We start from the raw sequence: 19,111 nt of genomic DNA, 5'->3' as shown, positions 1-19,111 counted from the left end.
CTGAAATATGTTGCAATTCATATATAAATAATAATAGAATTAAGAAAGGTGAATTAAATAGAAAATATGGCTCTTAAAGGAGTGAAAACAATGAATCATCGAAAAGACCTTTTGCAGGTTAAAGGACTTGAGACAACGTTTTTTACGGATGATGGGGCTATTTCAGCTGTCGATCATATCGATTTTTCTCTAAAAGAGGGAGAGATTCTTGGGATTGTAGGTGAATCTGGTTGTGGTAAAAGTGTAACCTCACTTTCCATTATGGGGCTGGTACCATCTCCACCAGGGAAAATTACAAATGGACGTATACTATTAGAAGGAGTAGATTTAACGGAATATTCACAAAAAGATTTGCGGAAAATTAGAGGGAAAGAAATTGCAATGATTTTCCAAGAGCCTATGACTTCATTGAATCCGTTGTTTACCATTGGTAATCAGTTAACAGAAGCTATTTTAATTCATCGCAAAGGCTGGTCAAAGAAAAAGGCTTCTGCACGTGCTGTAGAAATGATGAAATTAGTAGGGCTCCCAAGAGCGGAAGAGTTATTAAAAGAATATCCACATCAATTATCTGGAGGAATGCGTCAACGTGTCATGATTGCAATGGCTTTAGTATGCGATCCTAAAATTTTAATAGCGGATGAGCCTACTACAGCTCTTGATGTAACGATTCAAGCACAAATTTTACAATTGATGAAGGATTTAAATGAGCGACTAAATACAGCAGTTATGCTGATCACGCATGATTTAGGTGTTGTTGCAGAAACATGTGAAAGAGTTGTAGTGATGTATAGTGGACAAATTGTAGAAGAAGGTCCTGTTGATGTTATTTTCAAAAACCCCGAGCATCCTTATACAAAAGGACTGATCCAATCTGTCCCTGATATGAGATATAAAAAACAACGACTTTATTCAATTCCAGGAAATGTACCAAAGCCAGGTACAATAAAGCAAGGTTGCCGTTTTGCTGCACGTTGTGAATTTGCATTTGATCGTTGTACACAAGAAACCCCAGAATTGTATCAGACATCTGATGTACATAAAACCCGATGCTTCTTACATGAAGGAAAGGAGGCATCTATCGATGACAGAACCGCTATTGAAAGTAAATAATTTAAAGAAATACTTTCCTATCCGTAAAGGTGTTCTTGGCAAAGAGCAAGGTAGCGTAAAGGCAGTAGATGATGTGTCTTTCTATGTGAATGAAGGAGAAACGCTAGGTATTGTTGGTGAGTCCGGCTGCGGAAAATCGACAACTGGCCGAATGATTATGCGATTGTTAGATCCAACAGAGGGCTCGATCGAATTTGAAGGAAAAGATTTAGCTAAATTATCTAATGTGGAGATGCGTAAAGCACGAAGAGAAATACAAATGGTCTTTCAAGATCCATATGCTTCTTTGAATCCGCGACATTCAATAGGGAAAATCCTAGAAGAACCATTGATTGTACACGGGATAGGGGATGCAAAGGAGCGTAAAAGAAGAGTAAATGAATTGTTAGAAATTGTAGGGTTGTCAAGTTACCATGCTAAACGTTACCCTCATCAATTCAGTGGCGGACAAAGACAACGGGTCGGAATTGCTCGAGCGCTAATGACAAATCCGAAACTAATCATTGCTGATGAACCTGTATCTGCTTTAGATGTATCAATTCAAGCACAAGTTTTAAATCTGATGCAAGACTTGCAAAAGGATTTAAAACTCACATATATCTTTATTGCACATGATCTAGGGGTAGTACGACATATTAGTGATCGCGTAGGGGTCATGTATTTAGGGAAAATAGTTGAACTTGCTGAAAGTGAACAACTTTATCGCAATCCTCTGCATCCTTATGCGAAGGCATTGCTCTCAGCAGTACCTGTGCCAGATCCAGATTTCACAAGGGAACAGATTCTACTGACGGGGGATATTCCTAGTCCATCGAATCCTCCTACAGGTTGTACATTCCATACAAGATGCCCGTTTAAAACGGAGGTTTGTGCATCTGTTGTACCGCAGTTAGTAGAAGTGGAGAAAGGTCATTCTGTTGCCTGCCATCTCTATGATGAGCAGTACAACAATGATAAATAAAAATTCAAACATGGGGGTTATTGAATGAAGAAAAAGAGGTTATTGTCAGTAGGTTTATTGCTAGTTCTTGTATTGTCAACATTACTTGCTGCTTGTTCATCTGATAAAAAAGATGGCACAGAAAGTAACACGAACACTGGTGATAGTAAAAAAGAAAAGACTTTAGTATTCGGGCGTGGGGGAGACTCGGTATCACTTGATCCTATCACAGTAACCGATGGTGAATCATTTAAAGTAACACAAAACATTTTCGAAACATTAATTAACTTTGGCGAGCAAGATACAACTTTACAGCCTGGTCTTGCGACAAAATGGGAAGGTTCCAAGGATGGATTAACATACACATTCGATCTACAAGAAGGTGTTAAATTCCAAGATGGAACAGACTTTAATGCAGAAGCTGTTGTAAAAAACTTCGATCGTTGGATGAGTGGAAATGCTAAAAAATTCCCTTACTTTGCTTCGATGTTTGGGGGCTTCAAAGGAGATAAAGAGGCCGTTATTAAAGACGTGAAAGCAGATGGCGATTACAAAATAGTGATGACTCTAAATCGACCACAAGCACCATTTTTGAAAAACCTTGCTATGAGCCCATTTGGTATTGCAAGTCCAACTGCATTTGAAAAAGAAGGAGACAAGTTTGGGGATAATCCAGTAGGTACTGGTCCATTCAAATTTGTATCTTGGAAACGTAATGATTCAGTAACGATTGAGAAGAATACAGATTACTGGAAAGAGGGACTACCAAAGTTAGATAAAATTGTATTCCGTTCAATCCCAGACAACTCAGCTCGACTAAACGCGCTAAATACTGGAGAAATTGACTTAGCAGATGGTGTTAATCCTTCAGATGTAGCTTCAATAAAAAGTAATGACAAATTACAAATTTTCGAACGTCCTTCTTTGAATGTTGGTTACCTAGGTTTAACAGTTACACGCCCACCATTTGATAATGTAAAAGTTCGTCAAGCTGTAAATTATGCAATTGATAAACAAGCTATTATCGATGCATTCTATGAAGGAAAAGCAGAAATAGCGAAAAATCCAATGCCTCCAGTAGTTGAAGGATACAACGATGAGGTAAAAGGTTATGAATATAATCCCGAAAAAGCAAAAGCTTTATTGAAAGAAGCTGGCTATGATGGTAAGCAAATTGAGCTTTGGGCAATGCCAGTACCACGACCATATATGCCGGATGGACAAAAAATTGCAGAAGCAATTCAAAAGAATTTAGCTGATGTAGGTATGAAGGCGAAAATTGTTTCATATGAATGGGCTACTTATCTTGATAAAGCAGCTAAAGGAGAAGCGGATGCATTCTTACTTGGATGGACGGGTGATAATGGTGATGCGGATAACTTCTTATACACATTATTAGATGAGAGTAATATCGGAAGTAATAACTATACTTTCTTTAAAAACAAAGAAACTCATAAATTATTATTGAAAGCACAAACTGAAGTAGATAAGGAGAAACGTAATGAGCTATACCAAAAAGCTCAAGTCATCCTTTCAGAGGAAGCTCCATGGGTACCTCTTGCTTACTCTACACCATTGTTAGCAGGGAAAAAAGGTATTGTAGATTTCTTACCACACCCAACAGGTTCTGATATTTTATCAAAAGTAGATATTAAATAGGAAGAGCTTACTATTTAAACATAGTCGAAATTGAAACTTCAAATAGTGAGGATTGACCTTACTTTATGGGGGATTATAATCGCCTTTTACTTTCATTAGTAGAAGGCGAGTTTTTATAAAGTATGATTTTACACCAAGAGGATGGAGAGGTGGAGAGTATGCTTCACTATATCGGTAGAAGGTTATTACAGTTGATCCCTGTTTTGCTCGGAATGACGTTTATCGTGTTTTTGATTATCCGTGCAATTCCGGGAGATCCTGCGCAAGTTATTTTAGGTCAGCAGGCAACGAAAGAAGCCGTCGCAGCAATGCGAGCAAGTCTAGGATTAGATAATCCGTGGTACGTGCAGTATTTTCACTATCTAGGAGATCTATTGACAGGTGATTTAGGGGAATCTATGCGTACAAAAGTACCGATTACAAGTGAGCTTTGGCCGTATTTAGCGGCAACATTAGAATTATCATTATGTGCAATTATTTTAGCTGTAATTATTGGGGTAAATGCAGGGATCATTTCGGCTTGGTTCCAAAATTCATGGTTCGACTATGCGGCAATGATTATTGCATTAATTGGAGTATCGATGCCTATTTTCTGGTTAGGACTGATGGAACAATGGGTGTTTGGAATTCAGTTAGATATGTTACCTACATCAGGACGTGAGGATGCACGAAATCCTATTAATCCAATAACATACTTATATGTATTAGATACTATTCTCCAAGGTCATTTTGATCAACTAGTCGTGGTCATTCAGCATTTAATTTTACCAGCGCTTGCTTTAGCAACGATTCCGATGGCTATTATCGCACGTATGACACGGTCAAGTATGCTTGAAGTAATGCGTTCAGATTATGTTCGTACAGCTCGTGCGAAGGGACAAAAAATGTTTTGGGTAGTTTACAAACATGCATTGAAAAATGCAATAATTCCTGTGTTAACAGTTATTGGTTTGCAAATGGGTTTGTTACTGGGTGGTGCTATATTAACAGAAACAATCTTCAGCTGGCCTGGAATCGGACGGTATATTTATGATGCGATTGGTTTCCGCGATTATCCAGTTATCCAATCAGGCATTTTAGTTATAGCATTTATCTTCATACTAATAAATTTAATTGTCGATATTTTATACAGCATTATTGATCCAAGGATTAAATACAACTAAAAGGAGGAGTCCAATATGTCTCAAATGGCACCGAATGTACCATCAAATCTTACGACGCAAAAGGAACAAGCGGCTGGTCCATGGAAAGAAGCGTGGCGTAGTTTTAAGAAAAATAAAATTGCGCTTATTGGAACATGTATTGTGGCTTTCTTCATTTTACTAGCAATATTTGGTCCACTCATTGCACCGCAAGGTATCAATGAGCAACAATTAAGTAATCGCTTAAAAGCACCATCTACTGATCATTGGTTTGGTACAGATGACTTTGGTCGAGATATATTTTCTCGAGTAGTGCATGGAGCTAGAATTTCCTTAATGGTCGGTTTCTTTTCTGTAATAGGTTCTGTTGTAGTTGGTAGCATTTTAGGAATTATAGCGGGTTACTATGGTCGCTGGGTAGACACGATTATTTCACGTATTTTTGATATCTTACTAGCGTTTCCAAGCATTCTTTTAGCTATTGCAATTGTTTCTGTATTAGGTCCTTCTTTAACAAATGCTCTGATTGCAATTGCGGTGATTAACATTCCGAATTTCGGAAGACTGATACGTTCAAAAGTATTGAGTATTAAACAAGAGGAATATATTACAGCAGCTAAGGCAATTGGTATGAAGGATTTTCGTATATTGTTCTCGCATATTTTGCCAAACTCCATGACGCCGGTTATTGTACAAGGCACACTTGCAATTGCATCTGCAATCATTGAAGCAGCAGCACTTGGCTTCCTTGGACTAGGGGCCCAGGCACCTCAACCAGAATGGGGCAAAATGCTGGCAGATGCTAGAATTTATTTAGTCAATGCACCATGGACGATGATCTTCCCAGGTTTAGCAATAATGTTAACAGTACTAGGTTTCAACCTAATGGGTGATGGTTTGCGTGATGCCCTTGACCCGAAAATGAAAAACTAATGAAGAAAACCTCCAATACGTCTAACTTAAGGACGATTGGAGGTTTTTTCTTACATAATACGATCATCTATTTCTACTTTTAAAATTTCATGTGAATGACGGCTTTGATATGCCTTTATCAAAGTATCCAAATGTTCTAGATTTTCTTCATAATCTAATATTCGAGAAAGAATATGCAGTAGATGATAGCTTGAGAATTCTTCTTCATTTTCATCTTCATGTGCTAATACAATGTGTTGAGCGAATATATCCATTACTTCATTGCGTTGTAAATATTCCTCTTTCCCAACCCAGGTTGTATGCTCATGCTTTAATTTACCGGTATATTTCAAAAATAACTGTTCATGATAAGTTAGTAGATAATCTAAGCGTTCTTGTATCATAATACGAAAACGTTCAGGTAAATGGGTCATTTCATTTTCATGTAAATGTAGTCGATTTAATACTTCAATACTCTTTTTAGTCGTTAAGATCATTTGACGATAAACAACTAGTTTGCGAGCCTTTACAAATTTCTTATTACCAAAATATGCACGTTCTTCTTTGTACAGATTATACAAAATCTTGATACGTTCGTATCGCTGTTTCAATGTTCGTAACGATTGTTTAGTAGAAGTATGCTCTGATGCTTGACGAGCTGCCAAGCGAATCCACCGAATAATATCGTCCTGTAAAATATTTATGGATGCATAAAGACGCGTTTCATATCGAGGTGGAAGGAATAATAGATTGACGGCAAAGGCCGCAAGTACACCAATCATCACTGTAGCAAAACGGATAAGGCCGAACATCATAAACTGTTCGCCTTGTACTTCCATAATAACAATCATCGTAACGAGGGCTAGCGATATACTATCTTCAAGTTTAAATTTAATCATTACAGATAGTGTGACAATTGCTGCTAATCCAACAGCTACATATTCATGTCCAAAAATGGAACCAAAAGCAACGGCAACAATTGCTCCAATGATATTCCCTTGAATTTGTTCAATTATTGTTCGATACGATCGATAAAGTGAAGGCTGCATTGCAAAAATAGCAGCGATTCCTGCAAATATAGGAGATGGGCAATGTAATGCCTTTGCTAAAAATAAAGCCAATACAATGGCGACTCCCGTTTTTAATATTCGGGCACCTAATTTCATGTGAAAATGGGTAACCTCACTTTCTATATATTGTATTCTGGTACTTTAAACGATAAAGCATCATTGGTCAATATCTCTATATTGTTTATATTTATCCATTCCGTATTGAAAATAGGTTAGATGTTGATAAAACTATCAAAATATCTCACTAGATTAACTATTTCTCAGGAAAAAAGAGCACCTAAAGATTGTATGACTTTATTGTAGTTAAAAATTCATCCGAACATCAAATAAATTGTTACAATATTAGTAAGTATATGAAATGGAGGATTTATCATGACAATGTTAGAAGGATTAGAAGCACCCAAGTTTACATTGCTCAATGAAAAGGGGGAAACAGTTTCATTAGCCGATTTTAATGGGAAGGAATCAGTTGTACTCTATTTTTATCCTAAAGATATGACTCCTGGCTGCACAACAGAAGCATGTGATTTCCGTGATGCTCATCAGGATTTTTCCGATTTAGATGCTGTAATTTTGGGTGTAAGCCCCGATGATGAAAACAAACATGCTAAGTTTATCGAAAAACATGGACTACCTTTTTCTTTACTGGTTGATACAAATCACGAAGTAGCAGAAGCTTACGACGTTTGGAAATTAAAGAAAATGTATGGTCGCGAATATATGGGAATTGAACGCTCTACTTTTTTGATTAACAAAGAGGGAATTGTAGAAAAAGAATGGCGTAAAGTACGTGTCAAAAATCATATCGAAGAAGTGTTAAATTATCTGCGTAGAAAAGGGGAATAAAGCATGAGAATTTATTTTACATTCGATCCTCGCCCTGATTTAAAAGAAGATCTATTACACGAGTTTCCGGAGCAAGATTTTATCTTTCGTAATTCAGTAGAAGAAGACATATTAAAAACAGCAGACATTTTAGTCACGTATGGTGAAGATTTGACAGAAAGACATATTGAAATTGCTAATCAGCTACAATGGATTATGGTTTTCTCAGCAGGACTTGAAAAAATGCCATTAAGTGAAATAGCAAACCGTGGGATTACAGTTTCAAACGTACGTGGCATTCACAAAGTACCAATGGCAGAATCCGTAATAGCACATATTCTAGCATATAATCGTTCACTACAATGGATTTATGAAAAGGAAAGAAATGCAGAATGGAATCGCAAATCTAAATCCAAAGAATTACGGGATTCAACAGCACTGATTTTAGGTCCGGGAGCTATTGGGGGAGAAATTGGTCGTATACTCCAATGCTTTGGTGTTAAAACAATTGGTTGTAATCGCTCTGGTAAGAACGCAGATTATATGAATGGTATGATAAAGTTTGATGAATTGACGACTGTTTTACCAGAAGCGGATATTGTAATTTCAGTATTACCAAGCACAAAAGAAACACATCATTTATTGGGTGCTGAGCATTTTAAAGTGATGAAAGACAGTGCGATCTTTATGAATTTTGGCCGGGGTGACTTGGTAGCAACAGATGTATTACAAGAAGCACTTTTGCAAAAGGATATAGCATATGCAGTATGTGATGTGTTTGAAGAAGAGCCTTTGCCTAAAGATCATCCATTTTGGACAATGGATAATATAACAGTGTCACCACATGTTTCTAGTCATTCCTCTCGTTATTTAGAACGAAGTTTCGATATGTTTAAACCAAACTTGAAAAAATGGCTAAAAGGGGACAAGCAACTCGAAAATATCATCAATCCTCAAAAAGGATACTAATTATTTTCTATTGTTAAGTGGCTAAACTATCATTAACTTCCCTTTAATTGAGAAAATTAATGAGAATATGATTCGTTTACAGGGCAAATTACGGTCGTTTTTCAATTGGAAATAAGAAGCAATAGCTCAAAAGCGAACAAAACACTCGAACGATAGGTAGAATTATTGACATTTGTACCACTTATTAAGTAAACTAATTATAACGATTATAAATAAATAATACTTATGAAGTGAGGTGCATGGCGATGTCCGAAATGCAATTGAAAAGTGCACTTGACACGCTAAAGACAACTGGCGTAAGGATTACTCCTCAACGTCATGCGATTTTAGAATACTTGATCGAATCAATGTCACATCCTACTGCTGATGATATTTATAAAGCATTAGAGCATAAATTTCCTAATATGAGCGTTGCTACTGTATACAATAATTTACGTGTTTTCCGTGAATCAGGTCTTGTAAAAGAATTGACTTATGGAGATAACGCTAGCCGTTTTGATTTTGTAACAAGCAAGCATTATCATATTATTTGTGAATCATGTGGTAAAATCGTAGACTTCCATTACCCTGGACTTGATGAAGTAGAACATCTCGCGGCTCATGTTACAGGCTTTAAAGTCAACTCTCACCGTTTGGAAGTATACGGAACATGTCCTGAATGTGCAGAAAAAGCAACGAAGCTTCAATAATGTAATGCAAAAAAGCTATACATGGTGATTATACCGATGTATAGCTTTTTTCTATTAAGAATTTTATGGTAGACTATCTTATGTTATTTTGTATTGAAAAACCCCGCCTCAGGTAGAAATGAGGTTCATACCCCGTATGAACGGGCAGTGTAGTTATAAATGGAAACGAGAATATTCTGATAAAAAAACTGCCCGTAAAAACTCGATTCGTTCTGATTAACAGGATGTTTCACTTTATAATTCTTTATGCTTAAGGTTTTTGTTATAATCTTGATTGAATTCTTTTCCTTCTAATGACTTGTCCAATGTTAAAGGTTCGCTACAAAACATACACATATCTACACGGCCTAACACCTTTGTGTGTTTATGACAGTTTGGACATTCGACTAGAACGGCTTGTGTTGATAAAAAACCAATCCAAGCATAAACCATTGTGCTACCGATAATACATAGCACACCAAGAGTCATGAAAATAACTACCAACCATTTATGTTCCCTAAAGATAATGGCGCCATACATGATGATAAAGCCGATAAAAATAAGTGATAAAGCAAAAGTACGGATTTTGTTAATTTTACTTTTATAAGGTTTCTTATTGGATTTCATTTGTAAGCCTCCTAAACTACAGGATACTAAAAACAGTATAGTTAGGCAATACGATTTGAAACTTCAAAGAGGAATCCATATTTTACTGTCGAAAGATTATTATATAGAGATTTTATTCTAGGAGGATTCTAATGGAGCAATTACTTCGTCCAATATACCAAGAACGAGCAAGCCAGCCCAATACACTAGGGGTTATTATTATAGAAAAAAGAGAAGATGTCAGTCCAATTACTGATACATTCGATACAATCCTATTGATCATAACAAAAGATAATCGTGTACCAGTCTATACAAAACACTATACATTTGAAGATCAAAAAGCAGCAATGCATATTATAACTGAAAAGCAATTACATAAATGGTTACTTATAGGTACAAATAAGAAACTAATCGATTGGCTTTTATTTGGGAGAATATTATTTGATCGAAATGAGTATGTAAGTAATCTAAAACAAAATCTAAAGGACTTTCCCTTCTATGGTAGGAACGTCAAAATGGGCATTGAATTTGCAAAGCTAATTCGTCATTATTTGGAAGGTAAAGTATGCTTTGAAGAAACAAATTATTTAGATGCCTATAATCATGTGGTAGAGTCATTACATCACTTAGCTCGATTAGCAGTGTTGGATAAGGGGTTATATCCAGAAGTTACTGTATGGTCTCAAGTAAAGCAAATTGATCCAGAGATTTACAAATTATATGAAGAGCTGATTTCAAGTGAAGAACCTATTAATAAAAGATTAGAACTTTTATTCTTAGCTAGTGAGTTCTTGATTCATTCACGCACGGCAGATGGAGCTCGTCATATATTAAAAGTAATGTCTGAAAAGGAATATTGGACAATTCAAGAGTTGCATGAACAAGAAGAATTGAAAAACTACTCTGTGGATTTGGAAGTGTTCGTTGAGTTTCTAATTAGTAAGGGATATATTCAAGCCGAAAGCGTAGAAACAAAGAGTAATCAAATCTTCCATAGACATTATAAAATTGAACAATCTACAAAATAGTTGTATATTGATTACAGCGCTTTTATGGGTGATGAAATTATTTCGCAAAAAGTGTTGACATTCATAAATAAATTATTGTATTATATTAAATGTCGCTAAGACGTACTAAGTAAATCGCTAAATTTTCTACTAAAAAACTTTTTTAAAAAAGTTCTTGACAGTAAGAAATGAAAGTGATAAGATATAAAAGTCGTTAAGATGACGACGAGATATGAACCTTGAAAACTGAACAAGCAAGACGTTAATCAATAAACTTTGTTTACTAACTTCAGTTAGTAACAAGGGCAAAAATAGATATCATCTTACAGATGATACGCTAGCAAAGCTAATGAGCTTTCAAACTTTACTTTTATGGAGAGTTTGATCCTGGCTCAGGACGAACGCTGGCGGCGTGCCTAATACATGCAAGTCGAGCGAATGATGAGGAGCTTGCTCCTCTGATTTAGCGGCGGACGGGTGAGTAACACGTGGGCAACCTGCCCTGTAGACTGGGATAACTTCGGGAAACCGGAGCTAATACCGGATAATCCATTTTACCTCATGGTGAAATGTTGAAAGGCGCTTTCGGGCGTCACTACAGGATGGGCCCGCGGTGCATTAGCTAGTTGGTGGGGTAACGGCCTACCAAGGCAACGATGCATAGCCGACCTGAGAGGGTGATCGGCCACATTGGGACTGAGACACGGCCCAAACTCCTACGGGAGGCAGCAGTAGGGAATCTTCCACAATGGACGAAAGTCTGATGGAGCAACGCCGCGTGAGTGATGAAGGTTTTCGGATCGTAAAACTCTGTTGTAAGGGAAGAACAAGTGCGTTAGGAAATGAACGTACCTTGACGGTACCTTATTAGAAAGCCACGGCTAACTACGTGCCAGCAGCCGCGGTAATACGTAGGTGGCAAGCGTTGTCCGGATTTATTGGGCGTAAAGCGCGCGCAGGTGGTTTCTTAAGTCTGATGTGAAAGCCCACGGCTCAACCGTGGAGGGTCATTGGAAACTGGGGAACTTGAGTGCAGAAGAGGATAGTGGAATTCCAAGTGTAGCGGTGAAATGCGTAGAGATTTGGAGGAACACCAGTGGCGAAGGCGACTGTCTGGTCTGTAACTGACACTGAGGCGCGAAAGCGTGGGGAGCAAACAGGATTAGATACCCTGGTAGTCCACGCCGTAAACGATGAGTGCTAAGTGTTAGGGGGTTTCCGCCCCTTAGTGCTGCAGCTAACGCATTAAGCACTCCGCCTGGGGAGTACGACCGCAAGGTTGAAACTCAAAGGAATTGACGGGGGCCCGCACAAGCGGTGGAGCATGTGGTTTAATTCGAAGCAACGCGAAGAACCTTACCAGGTCTTGACATCCCAGTGACCGCTCTAGAGATAGAGTTTTCCCTTCGGGGACATTGGTGACAGGTGGTGCATGGTTGTCGTCAGCTCGTGTCGTGAGATGTTGGGTTAAGTCCCGCAACGAGCGCAACCCTTAATCTTAGTTGCCATCATTCAGTTGGGCACTCTAAGGTGACTGCCGGTGACAAACCGGAGGAAGGTGGGGATGACGTCAAATCATCATGCCCCTTATGACCTGGGCTACACACGTGCTACAATGGACGGTACAAAGAGTCGCTAACTCGCGAGAGTACGCTAATCTCATAAAACCGTTCTCAGTTCGGATTGTAGGCTGCAACTCGCCTACATGAAGCCGGAATCGCTAGTAATCGCGGATCAGCATGCCGCGGTGAATACGTTCCCGGGCCTTGTACACACCGCCCGTCACACCACGAGAGTTTGTAACACCCGAAGTCGGTGAGGTAACCTTTTGGAGCCAGCCGCCGAAGGTGGGATAGATGATTGGGGTGAAGTCGTAACAAGGTAGCCGTATCGGAAGGTGCGGCTGGATCACCTCCTTTCTAAGGAATATTTCGGAAATAAGTTCTTGGAACTTATACGATTAACGCTTGCTGTTCAGTTTTGAAGGCTCATCGCTTTCAAAATTTTATATAAATCTCAAAAGGGGCCTATAGCTCAGCTGGTTAGAGCGCACGCCTGATAAGCGTGAGGTCGATGGTTCGAGTCCATTTAGGCCCACCATTTATTTCTCTTTTGGGGCCTTAGCTCAGCTGGGAGAGCGCCTGCCTTGCACGCAGGAGGTCAGCGGTTCGATCCCGCTAGGCTCCACCAATTGTTCTTTGAAAACTGGATAAAACGACATTGAAGAAATTCTTAAGTAACACATTTTTTATATTAAGTTTTAATTTTTTTAGGCTTAATAACTTATAGGTTAAGTTATTAAGGGCGCATGGCGGATGCCTTGGCACTAGAAGCCGATGAAGGACGGCACTAACACCGATATGCTTCGGGGAGCTGTAAGTAAGCTTTGATCCGGAGATTTCCGAATGGGGGAACCCACTGTTCGTAATGGGACAGTATCTTGACGTGAATACATAGCGTCATGATGGCAGACTCAGGGAACTGAAACATCTAAGTACCTGAAGGAAGAGAAAGAAATTTCGATTCCCTTAGTAGCGGCGAGCGAAACGGGAAGAGCCCAAACCAAGAGGCTTGCCTCTTGGGGTTGTAGGACACTCAATACGGAGTTACAAAGGAATGAGTTAGACGAAGCGGTTTGGAAAGACCCACCAAAGAAGGTAACAGTCCTGTAGTCAAAAGTTCATTCTCTCCTGAGTGGATCCTGAGTACGGCGGAACACGTGAAATTCCGTCGGAATCTGGGAGGACCATCTCCCAAGGCTAAATACTCTCTAGTGACCGATAGTGAACCAGTACCGTGAGGGAAAGGTGAAAAGCACCCCGGGAGGGGAGTGAAAGAGATCCTGAAACCATGTGCCTACAAGTAGTTAGAGCCCGTTAATGGGTGATAGCGTGCCTTTTGTAGAATGAACCGGCGAGTTACGATTACATGCAAGGTTAAGTTGAAAAGACGGAGCCGTAGCGAAAGCGAGTCTGAATAGGGCGAATGAGTATGTGGTTGTAGACCCGAAACCAGGTGATCTACCCATGTCCAGGGTGAAGGTAAGGTAACACTTACTGGAGGCCCGAACCCACGCACGTTGAAAAGTGCGGGGATGAGGTGTGGGTAGCGGAGAAATTCCAATCGAACCTGGAGATAGCTGGTTCTCTCCGAAATAGCTTTAGGGCTAGCCTCGTGATAGAGAATCCTGGAGGTAGAGCACTGTTTGGACTAGGGGTCCATCCCGGATTACCGAATTCAGACAAACTCCGAATGCCAGTGATTTATGCACGGGAGTCAGACTGCGAGTGATAAGATCCGTAGTCAAAAGGGAAACAGCCCAGACCACCAGCTAAGGTCCCAAAGTAATTGTTAAGTGGAAAAGGATGTGGCGTTGCTTAGACAACCAGGATGTTGGCTCAGAAGCAGCCATCATTTAAAGAGTGCGTAATAGCTCACTGGTCGAGTGACGCTGCGCCGAAAATGTATCGGGGCTAAACAATTCACCGAAGCTGTGGATAGACATCTACGATGTCTGTGGTAGGAGAGCGTTCTAAGTGCTGAGAAGTCAGACCGGAAGGACTGGTGGAGCGCTTAGAAGTGAGAATGCCGGTATGAGTAGCGAAAGATGGGTGAGAATCCCATCCACCGAATGACTAAGGTTTCCTGAGGAAGGCTCGTCCTCTCAGGGTTAGTCGGGACCTAAGCCGAGGCCGATAGGCGTAGGCGATGGATAACAGGTTGATATTCCTGTACCACCTCCCTACCATTTGAGTAATGGGGGGACACAGTAGGATAGGGTAAGCGCACTGTTGGTTATGTGCGTCTAAATAGTAAGGCGTGAGAGTAGGCAAATCCGCTCTCTATAACGTTGAGCTATGATGGCGAGCTCGAATGAGCGAAGTTCCTGATTTCACACTGTCAAGAAAAGCCTCTAGCGAGGTAGGAGGTGCCCGTACCGCAAACCGACACAGGTAGTCGAGGAGAGAATCCTAAGGTGAGCGAGAGAACTCTCGTTAAGGAACTCGGCAAAATGACCCCGTAACTTCGGGAGAAGGGGTGCTCTAGTAGGGTGCAAGCCCGAGAGAGCCGCAGTGAATAGGCCCAGGCGACTGTTTAGCAAAAACACAGGTCTCTGCAAAACCGTAAGGTGACGTATAGGGGCTGACGCCTGCCCGGTGCTGGAAGGTTAAGGGGATTGCTTAGCGTAAGCGAAGGTGAGAACCGAAGCCCCAGTAAACGGCGGCCGTAACTATAACGGTCCTAAGGTAGCGAAATTCCTTGTCGGGTAAGTTCCGACCCGCACGAAAGGCGTAACGATCTGGGCACTGTCTCAACGAGAGACTCGGTGAAATTATAGTACCTGTGAAGATGCAGGTTACCCGCGACAGGACGGAAAGACCCCGTGGAGCTTTACTGTAGCCTGATATTGAATTTTGGTACAGCTTGTACAGGATAGGTAGGAGCCAGAGAGACCGGAGCGCCAGCTTCGGTGGAGGCGTCCTTGGGATACTACCCCAGCTGTATTGAAATTCTAACCCGTACCCCTTAGCGGGGTAGGAGACAGTGTCAGGCGGACAGTTTGACTGGGGCGGTCGCCTCCTAAAGAGTAACGGAGGCGCCCAAAGGTTCCCTCAGAATGGTTGGAAATCATTCGTAGAGTGTAAAGGCACAAGGGAGCTTGACTGCGAGACCTACAAGTCGAGCAGGGTCGAAAGACGGGCTTAGTGATCCGGTGGTTCCGCATGGAAGGGCCATCGCTCAACGGATAAAAGCTACCCCGGGGATAACAGGCTTATCTCCCCCAAGAGTCCACATCGACGGGGAGGTTTGGCACCTCGATGTCGGCTCATCGCATCCTGGGGCTGTAGTCGGTCCCAAGGGTTGGGCTGTTCGCCCATTAAAGCGGTACGCGAGCTGGGTTCAGAACGTCGTGAGACAGTTCGGTCCCTATCCGTCGTGGGCGTAGGAAATTTGAGAGGAGCTGTCCTTAGTACGAGAGGACCGGGATGGACACACCGCTGGTGTACCAGTTGTTCTGCCAAGAGCATCGCTGGGTAGCTATGTGTGGACGGGATAAGTGCTGAAAGCATCTAAGCATGAAGCCCCCCTCAAGATGAGATTTCCCATTACGCAAGTAAGTAAGATCCCTTGAAGACGACAAGGTAGATAGGTTCGAGGTGGAAGTGTGGTGACACATGGAGCTGACGAATACTAATAGATCGAGGACTTAACCAAAAGTTCTTAAGAACTTCAATGAGAGTTTATCCAGTTTTGAAAGAACAAGAATTTTCTGTGATGAGTAATCACAGAATCAAGAAAAAAACTTTTCTGAAATAGAAAAAACACTTGATTTTTTCTCCTAACATGGTATAATAATTCTTGTCCTTAACAAAATAGTCTAGTGATGATGGCAAAGAGGTCACACCTGTTCCCATGCCGAACACAGAAGTTAAGCTCTTTAACGCCGATTGTAGTTGGAGGCTGTCCTCCTGCGAGAGTAGGAAGTTGCTAGGCTGTTGATATTATTATTCCGAAGTAGCTCAGTTGGTAGCAGCATCTGACTGTTAATCAGAGGGTCGCAGGTTCGAGTCCTGCCTTCGGAGCCATTTTAATGGAGAGTTGTCCGAGTGGCCGAAGGAGCACGATTGGAAATCGTGTAGGCGGGTAACCCTGTCTCAAGGGTTCAAATCCCTTACTCTCCGCCATAAAATCCTAAAAGCCAACTTATAAAAATGGCCCCTTGGTCAAGCGGTTAAGACACCGCCCTTTCACGGCGGTAACACGAGTTCGAATCTCGTAGGGGTCACCATTTCTTATCATATATGGAGGATTAGCTCAGCTGGGAGAGCATCTGCCTTACAAGCAGAGGGTCGGCGGTTCGATCCCGTCATCCTCCACCATTTAAAATTATAAATACCATTATCGCGGGGTGGAGCAGTTCGGTAGCTCGTCGGGCTCATAACCCGAAGGTCGCAGGTTCAAATCCTGTCCCCGCAACCAAAATGGTCCGGTAGTTCAGCTGGTTAGAATGCCTGCCTGTCACGCAGGAGGTCGCGGGTTCGAGTCCCGTCCGGACCGCCATTTTATTTAAAAAAATATGTTTTAAAATTATCATGGGTCGGTAGCTCAGTTGGTAGAGCATTAGATTGAAGCTCTAAGTGTCGGCGGTTCGATTCCGTCCCGACCCACCATGATATGCCGGTGTAGCTCAGTTGGTAGAGCAACTGACTTGTAATCAGTAGGTCGAGGGTTCGACTCCTTTCGCCGGCACCATTTTCGGAGGGGTAGCGAAGAGGCTAAACGCGGCGGACTGTAAATCCGCTCCTTCGGGTTCGGCAGTTCGAATCTGCCCCCCTCCACCATATTTAATACTTATTATATAGGGGCATAGTTTAACGGTAGAATAGAGGTCTCCAAAACCTTTGATGTGGGTTCGATTCCTACTGCCCCTGCCAATTATAAATTTAATGAAAAAACCAATATAATGGCGATTGTGGTGAAGTGGTTAACACACCGGATTGTGGTTCCGGCATTCGAGGGTTCGATCCCCTTCAGTCGCCCCATTTATTTTCATTAAATAAACAATGTATTTAAAATTATATAATGGCGATTGTGGTGAAGTGGTTAACACACCGGATTGTGGTTCCGGCATTCGAGGGTTCGATCCCCTTCAGTCGCCCCATTATTGGGGTATAGCCAAGCGGTAAGGCAACGGATTTTGATTCCGTCATGCCCTGGTTCGAATCCAGGTACCCCAGTTAAATATGCGGAAGTAGTTCAGTGGTAGAACATCACCTTGCCAAGGTGGGGGTCGCGGGTTCGAACCCCGTCTTCCGCTCCATTTAAATTAATAATAAGGCGGCATAGCCAAGTGGTAAGGCACAGGTCTGCAACACCTTTATCACCGGTTCAAATCCGGTTGCCGCCTCCATTAAATTAAAAAATAACAACTCTAATAATAATATGCCGGTGTGGCGGAATTGGCAGACGCGCACGACTCAAAATCGTGTTCCTTTGGAGTGTCGGTTCGACCCCGACCACCGGTATCCTATAACGTATATATTAAGGCTCTAGTGCAATGCACTAGGGTCTTTTTTGTTGTTTTGAACTTGGATCATATTTAGCAGAAATCGTGTTCCTTTAATCGTTTCTCACGGTTTAAATTAAGTGTAATTAGAATTACTATAAAACTATCATTTTCTCTCTCTATATATTATTTACCAACATTTACAAGGGAATTAAAAGAGATTAATATTCTCCTGTTATTCTTGAATAGAAGTCTATTAGAATAGATAGGAGATGCTGGAATTGAAAAGAAGATGGTTATCTGCTCTTGGAGCTCTTGTATTAGTAGTGGGCATTGCGACAGATGGAGGAACGGCTATGGCTAAAGAAAAATATAAGGATATCGAAAATGTCTCACATCGTGGAGCTTCTGGTTATGCTCCAGAACATACAATTACTTCCTATCAAATGGGAGAAAAAATGCATGGTAACTATATTGAAATCGATTTACAGATGACAAAGGATGGTCAATTAATTGCTATGCACGACGAAACGTTGAATCGGACAACAGATGGAACAGGTCCTGTGAAAAACTATACACTAGATGAAATCAAACATCTGGATGCTGGAAGTTGGTTTAATGAAGCATATCCACAATATGCTAAGTCAGAGTATGTAGGATTACAAGTACCATCTCTTGAAGAGATTTTTCGAAAGTTCGGCAAGAATGCTAGCTATTATATCGAAACGAAGTCACCTGACATATACCCTGGGATGGAAAAAGAGCTTTTACGTCTTATAGATAAGTATGACATCAATAAACAGAAATTACTTCTTCAATCATTTAGTGCTGATAGCCTGAAAATAATGAAGGAATTGGATCCATCACTGAAACTAATTCAATTGTTATCTTATAAAGGGAATGCAGTGATAACAGATACTGACATTGCAAAGATTAAAGAATATGCGATTGGAGTGGGACCAAACCATACGTATTTAAATCAAGAATATATACAAAAGGTAGTCAATAGTGGACTTGAAATACACCCATATACAGTAAATGACAAAGAAAGAATGCAGCAGCTAATTGACTGGGGTGTAACAGGAATGTTTACAAACTTCCCGGACTTGTTGAATGAGGTGAAGAAAGGAAAGTAAAAATTTCAACGCATTGATAATGGATAATCAAAAAAACTTTCTAATTAAGTGTTAG

General features: G+C 40.8%; 12 protein-coding genes, 18 tRNA genes and 3 rRNA genes. 31 read left to right on the top strand and 2 right to left on the bottom strand.

Features of this window, described 5'->3' with window-relative positions; translation table 11 throughout:
- The first annotated feature begins 90 nt into the window (after nucleotides 1-90).
- The 5 genes from Q8X41_RS09655 (at nucleotide 91) to nikC (ending at nucleotide 5,787) form a co-directional block, all read left to right on the top strand.
- Entirely contained in the window at nucleotides 91-1,113 is a 1,023-nt protein-coding gene (locus Q8X41_RS09655; RefSeq protein WP_397540000.1) for an ABC transporter ATP-binding protein, read from the top strand.
- Complete coding sequence (locus tag Q8X41_RS09650; RefSeq protein WP_397539999.1) at nucleotides 1,085-2,074, top strand: ABC transporter ATP-binding protein; 990 nt, start codon at nucleotides 1,085-1,087, stop codon at nucleotides 2,072-2,074. Before Q8X41_RS09655 ends, Q8X41_RS09650 begins: the two co-directional genes overlap by 29 nt.
- Before the next feature lie 24 nt (nucleotides 2,075-2,098).
- On the top strand, nucleotides 2,099-3,712 hold the full coding sequence (locus tag Q8X41_RS09645) for an ABC transporter substrate-binding protein (RefSeq protein WP_397539998.1): 1,614 nt from the start codon (nucleotides 2,099-2,101) through the stop codon (nucleotides 3,710-3,712).
- A gap of 158 nt (nucleotides 3,713-3,870) precedes the next feature.
- On the top strand, nucleotides 3,871-4,875 hold the full coding sequence (locus tag Q8X41_RS09640; protein ID WP_397540237.1) for an ABC transporter permease: 1,005 nt from the start codon (nucleotides 3,871-3,873) through the stop codon (nucleotides 4,873-4,875).
- Nucleotides 4,876-4,890: 15 nt separating this feature from the next.
- Complete coding sequence (gene nikC, locus Q8X41_RS09635) at nucleotides 4,891-5,787, top strand: nickel transporter permease (protein ID WP_397539997.1); 897 nt, start codon at nucleotides 4,891-4,893, stop codon at nucleotides 5,785-5,787.
- 50 nt (nucleotides 5,788-5,837) lie between these two features.
- Here the strand turns inward: nikC and Q8X41_RS09630 are convergent, their stop codons facing one another.
- Nucleotides 5,838-6,932, bottom strand: a complete 1,095-nt coding sequence (locus Q8X41_RS09630; RefSeq protein ID WP_397539996.1) for an aromatic acid exporter family protein — start codon at nucleotides 6,930-6,932, stop codon at nucleotides 5,838-5,840.
- 276 nt (nucleotides 6,933-7,208) lie between these two features.
- On the opposite strand from Q8X41_RS09630, the gene bcp reads away from it, so the two are divergent.
- From bcp to perR, 3 genes are all read left to right on the top strand, one after another.
- Nucleotides 7,209-7,682 (top strand): thioredoxin-dependent thiol peroxidase, encoded by a 474-nt coding sequence (gene bcp / locus Q8X41_RS09625; protein WP_397539995.1) that lies wholly within the window; start codon nucleotides 7,209-7,211, stop codon nucleotides 7,680-7,682.
- A gap of 3 nt (nucleotides 7,683-7,685) precedes the next feature.
- On the top strand, nucleotides 7,686-8,630 hold the full coding sequence (locus tag Q8X41_RS09620; protein ID WP_397539994.1) for a D-2-hydroxyacid dehydrogenase: 945 nt from the start codon (nucleotides 7,686-7,688) through the stop codon (nucleotides 8,628-8,630).
- Nucleotides 8,631-8,875: 245 nt separating this feature from the next.
- The gene (gene perR, locus Q8X41_RS09615; protein ID WP_397539993.1) at nucleotides 8,876-9,319 is read left to right on the top strand and encodes a peroxide-responsive transcriptional repressor PerR; all 444 of its coding nucleotides are present in this window, start codon (nucleotides 8,876-8,878) and stop codon (nucleotides 9,317-9,319) included.
- A gap of 234 nt (nucleotides 9,320-9,553) precedes the next feature.
- Here perR and Q8X41_RS09610 read toward each other — a convergent pair whose 3' ends face one another.
- Complete coding sequence (locus Q8X41_RS09610) at nucleotides 9,554-9,925, bottom strand: YgzB family protein (RefSeq protein ID WP_397539992.1); 372 nt, start codon at nucleotides 9,923-9,925, stop codon at nucleotides 9,554-9,556.
- Between the two features lie 131 nt (nucleotides 9,926-10,056).
- Here Q8X41_RS09610 and Q8X41_RS09605 point away from each other — a divergent pair, with 131 nt between their 5' ends.
- The 23 genes from Q8X41_RS09605 to Q8X41_RS09495 all read left to right on the top strand — a co-directional run bounded on the left by Q8X41_RS09605 (nucleotide 10,057) and on the right by Q8X41_RS09495 (nucleotide 19,056).
- Nucleotides 10,057-10,932 carry a nucleotidyltransferase-like protein gene (locus Q8X41_RS09605; protein WP_397539991.1) on the top strand — a complete coding sequence of 292 codons (876 nt, stop codon included), beginning with the start codon at nucleotides 10,057-10,059 and terminating at the stop codon, nucleotides 10,930-10,932.
- Nucleotides 10,933-11,280: 348 nt separating this feature from the next.
- Nucleotides 11,281-12,830, top strand: a 16S ribosomal RNA gene (locus tag Q8X41_RS09600).
- 104 nt (nucleotides 12,831-12,934) lie between these two features.
- Nucleotides 12,935-13,011: transfer RNA gene (locus tag Q8X41_RS09595), tRNA-Ile, on the top strand.
- 14 nt (nucleotides 13,012-13,025) lie between these two features.
- Nucleotides 13,026-13,101: transfer RNA gene (locus tag Q8X41_RS09590), tRNA-Ala, on the top strand.
- Between the two features lie 98 nt (nucleotides 13,102-13,199).
- Nucleotides 13,200-16,128, top strand: a 23S ribosomal RNA gene (locus tag Q8X41_RS09585).
- A 162-nt stretch (nucleotides 16,129-16,290) separates the two neighbouring features.
- A 5S ribosomal RNA gene (gene rrf, locus Q8X41_RS09580) occupies nucleotides 16,291-16,407 on the top strand.
- Together the 16S, 23S and 5S rRNA genes with 18 tRNA genes alongside form the textbook arrangement of a ribosomal RNA operon.
- 15 nt (nucleotides 16,408-16,422) lie before the next feature.
- Nucleotides 16,423-16,499 (top strand) — tRNA-Asn (locus Q8X41_RS09575).
- Nucleotides 16,500-16,506: 7 nt separating this feature from the next.
- Nucleotides 16,507-16,598: transfer RNA gene (locus Q8X41_RS09570), tRNA-Ser, on the top strand.
- 29 nt (nucleotides 16,599-16,627) lie between these two features.
- Nucleotides 16,628-16,702: transfer RNA gene (locus Q8X41_RS09565), tRNA-Glu, on the top strand.
- A 15-nt stretch (nucleotides 16,703-16,717) separates the two neighbouring features.
- Nucleotides 16,718-16,793 (top strand) — tRNA-Val (locus Q8X41_RS09560).
- A 23-nt stretch (nucleotides 16,794-16,816) separates the two neighbouring features.
- A tRNA-Met gene (locus Q8X41_RS09555) sits at nucleotides 16,817-16,893 on the top strand.
- Nucleotides 16,894-16,897: 4 nt separating this feature from the next.
- Nucleotides 16,898-16,974, top strand: a tRNA-Asp gene (locus Q8X41_RS09550).
- Nucleotides 16,975-17,008: 34 nt separating this feature from the next.
- Nucleotides 17,009-17,084: transfer RNA gene (locus Q8X41_RS09545), tRNA-Phe, on the top strand.
- 6 nt (nucleotides 17,085-17,090) lie between these two features.
- Nucleotides 17,091-17,166: transfer RNA gene (locus Q8X41_RS09540), tRNA-Thr, on the top strand.
- A gap of 5 nt (nucleotides 17,167-17,171) precedes the next feature.
- Nucleotides 17,172-17,255, top strand: a tRNA-Tyr gene (locus Q8X41_RS09535).
- 19 nt (nucleotides 17,256-17,274) lie between these two features.
- Nucleotides 17,275-17,348, top strand: a tRNA-Trp gene (locus Q8X41_RS09530).
- 32 nt (nucleotides 17,349-17,380) lie between these two features.
- A tRNA-His gene (locus Q8X41_RS09525) sits at nucleotides 17,381-17,456 on the top strand.
- A 43-nt stretch (nucleotides 17,457-17,499) separates the two neighbouring features.
- Nucleotides 17,500-17,575, top strand: a tRNA-His gene (locus Q8X41_RS09520).
- Nucleotides 17,576-17,579: 4 nt separating this feature from the next.
- A tRNA-Gln gene (locus tag Q8X41_RS09515) sits at nucleotides 17,580-17,651 on the top strand.
- An 8-nt stretch (nucleotides 17,652-17,659) separates the two neighbouring features.
- Nucleotides 17,660-17,734 (top strand) — tRNA-Gly (locus Q8X41_RS09510).
- A 16-nt stretch (nucleotides 17,735-17,750) separates the two neighbouring features.
- Nucleotides 17,751-17,824: transfer RNA gene (locus Q8X41_RS09505), tRNA-Cys, on the top strand.
- Nucleotides 17,825-17,858: 34 nt separating this feature from the next.
- A tRNA-Leu gene (locus tag Q8X41_RS09500) sits at nucleotides 17,859-17,939 on the top strand.
- 253 nt (nucleotides 17,940-18,192) lie between these two features.
- Entirely contained in the window at nucleotides 18,193-19,056 is an 864-nt protein-coding gene (locus Q8X41_RS09495) for a glycerophosphodiester phosphodiesterase (RefSeq protein ID WP_397539990.1), read from the top strand.
- The last annotated feature ends 55 nt before the right edge of the window (nucleotides 19,057-19,111 follow it).

Origin of the sequence: Rummeliibacillus pycnus (assembly GCF_044359855.1) — a bacterium.
Taxonomy (GTDB): Bacteria; Bacillota; Bacilli; order Bacillales_A; family Planococcaceae; genus Rummeliibacillus; species Rummeliibacillus pycnus_A.
Note: the sequence above shows the minus strand (reverse complement) of the source record. Positions and strands in the feature narration are given on the sequence as shown.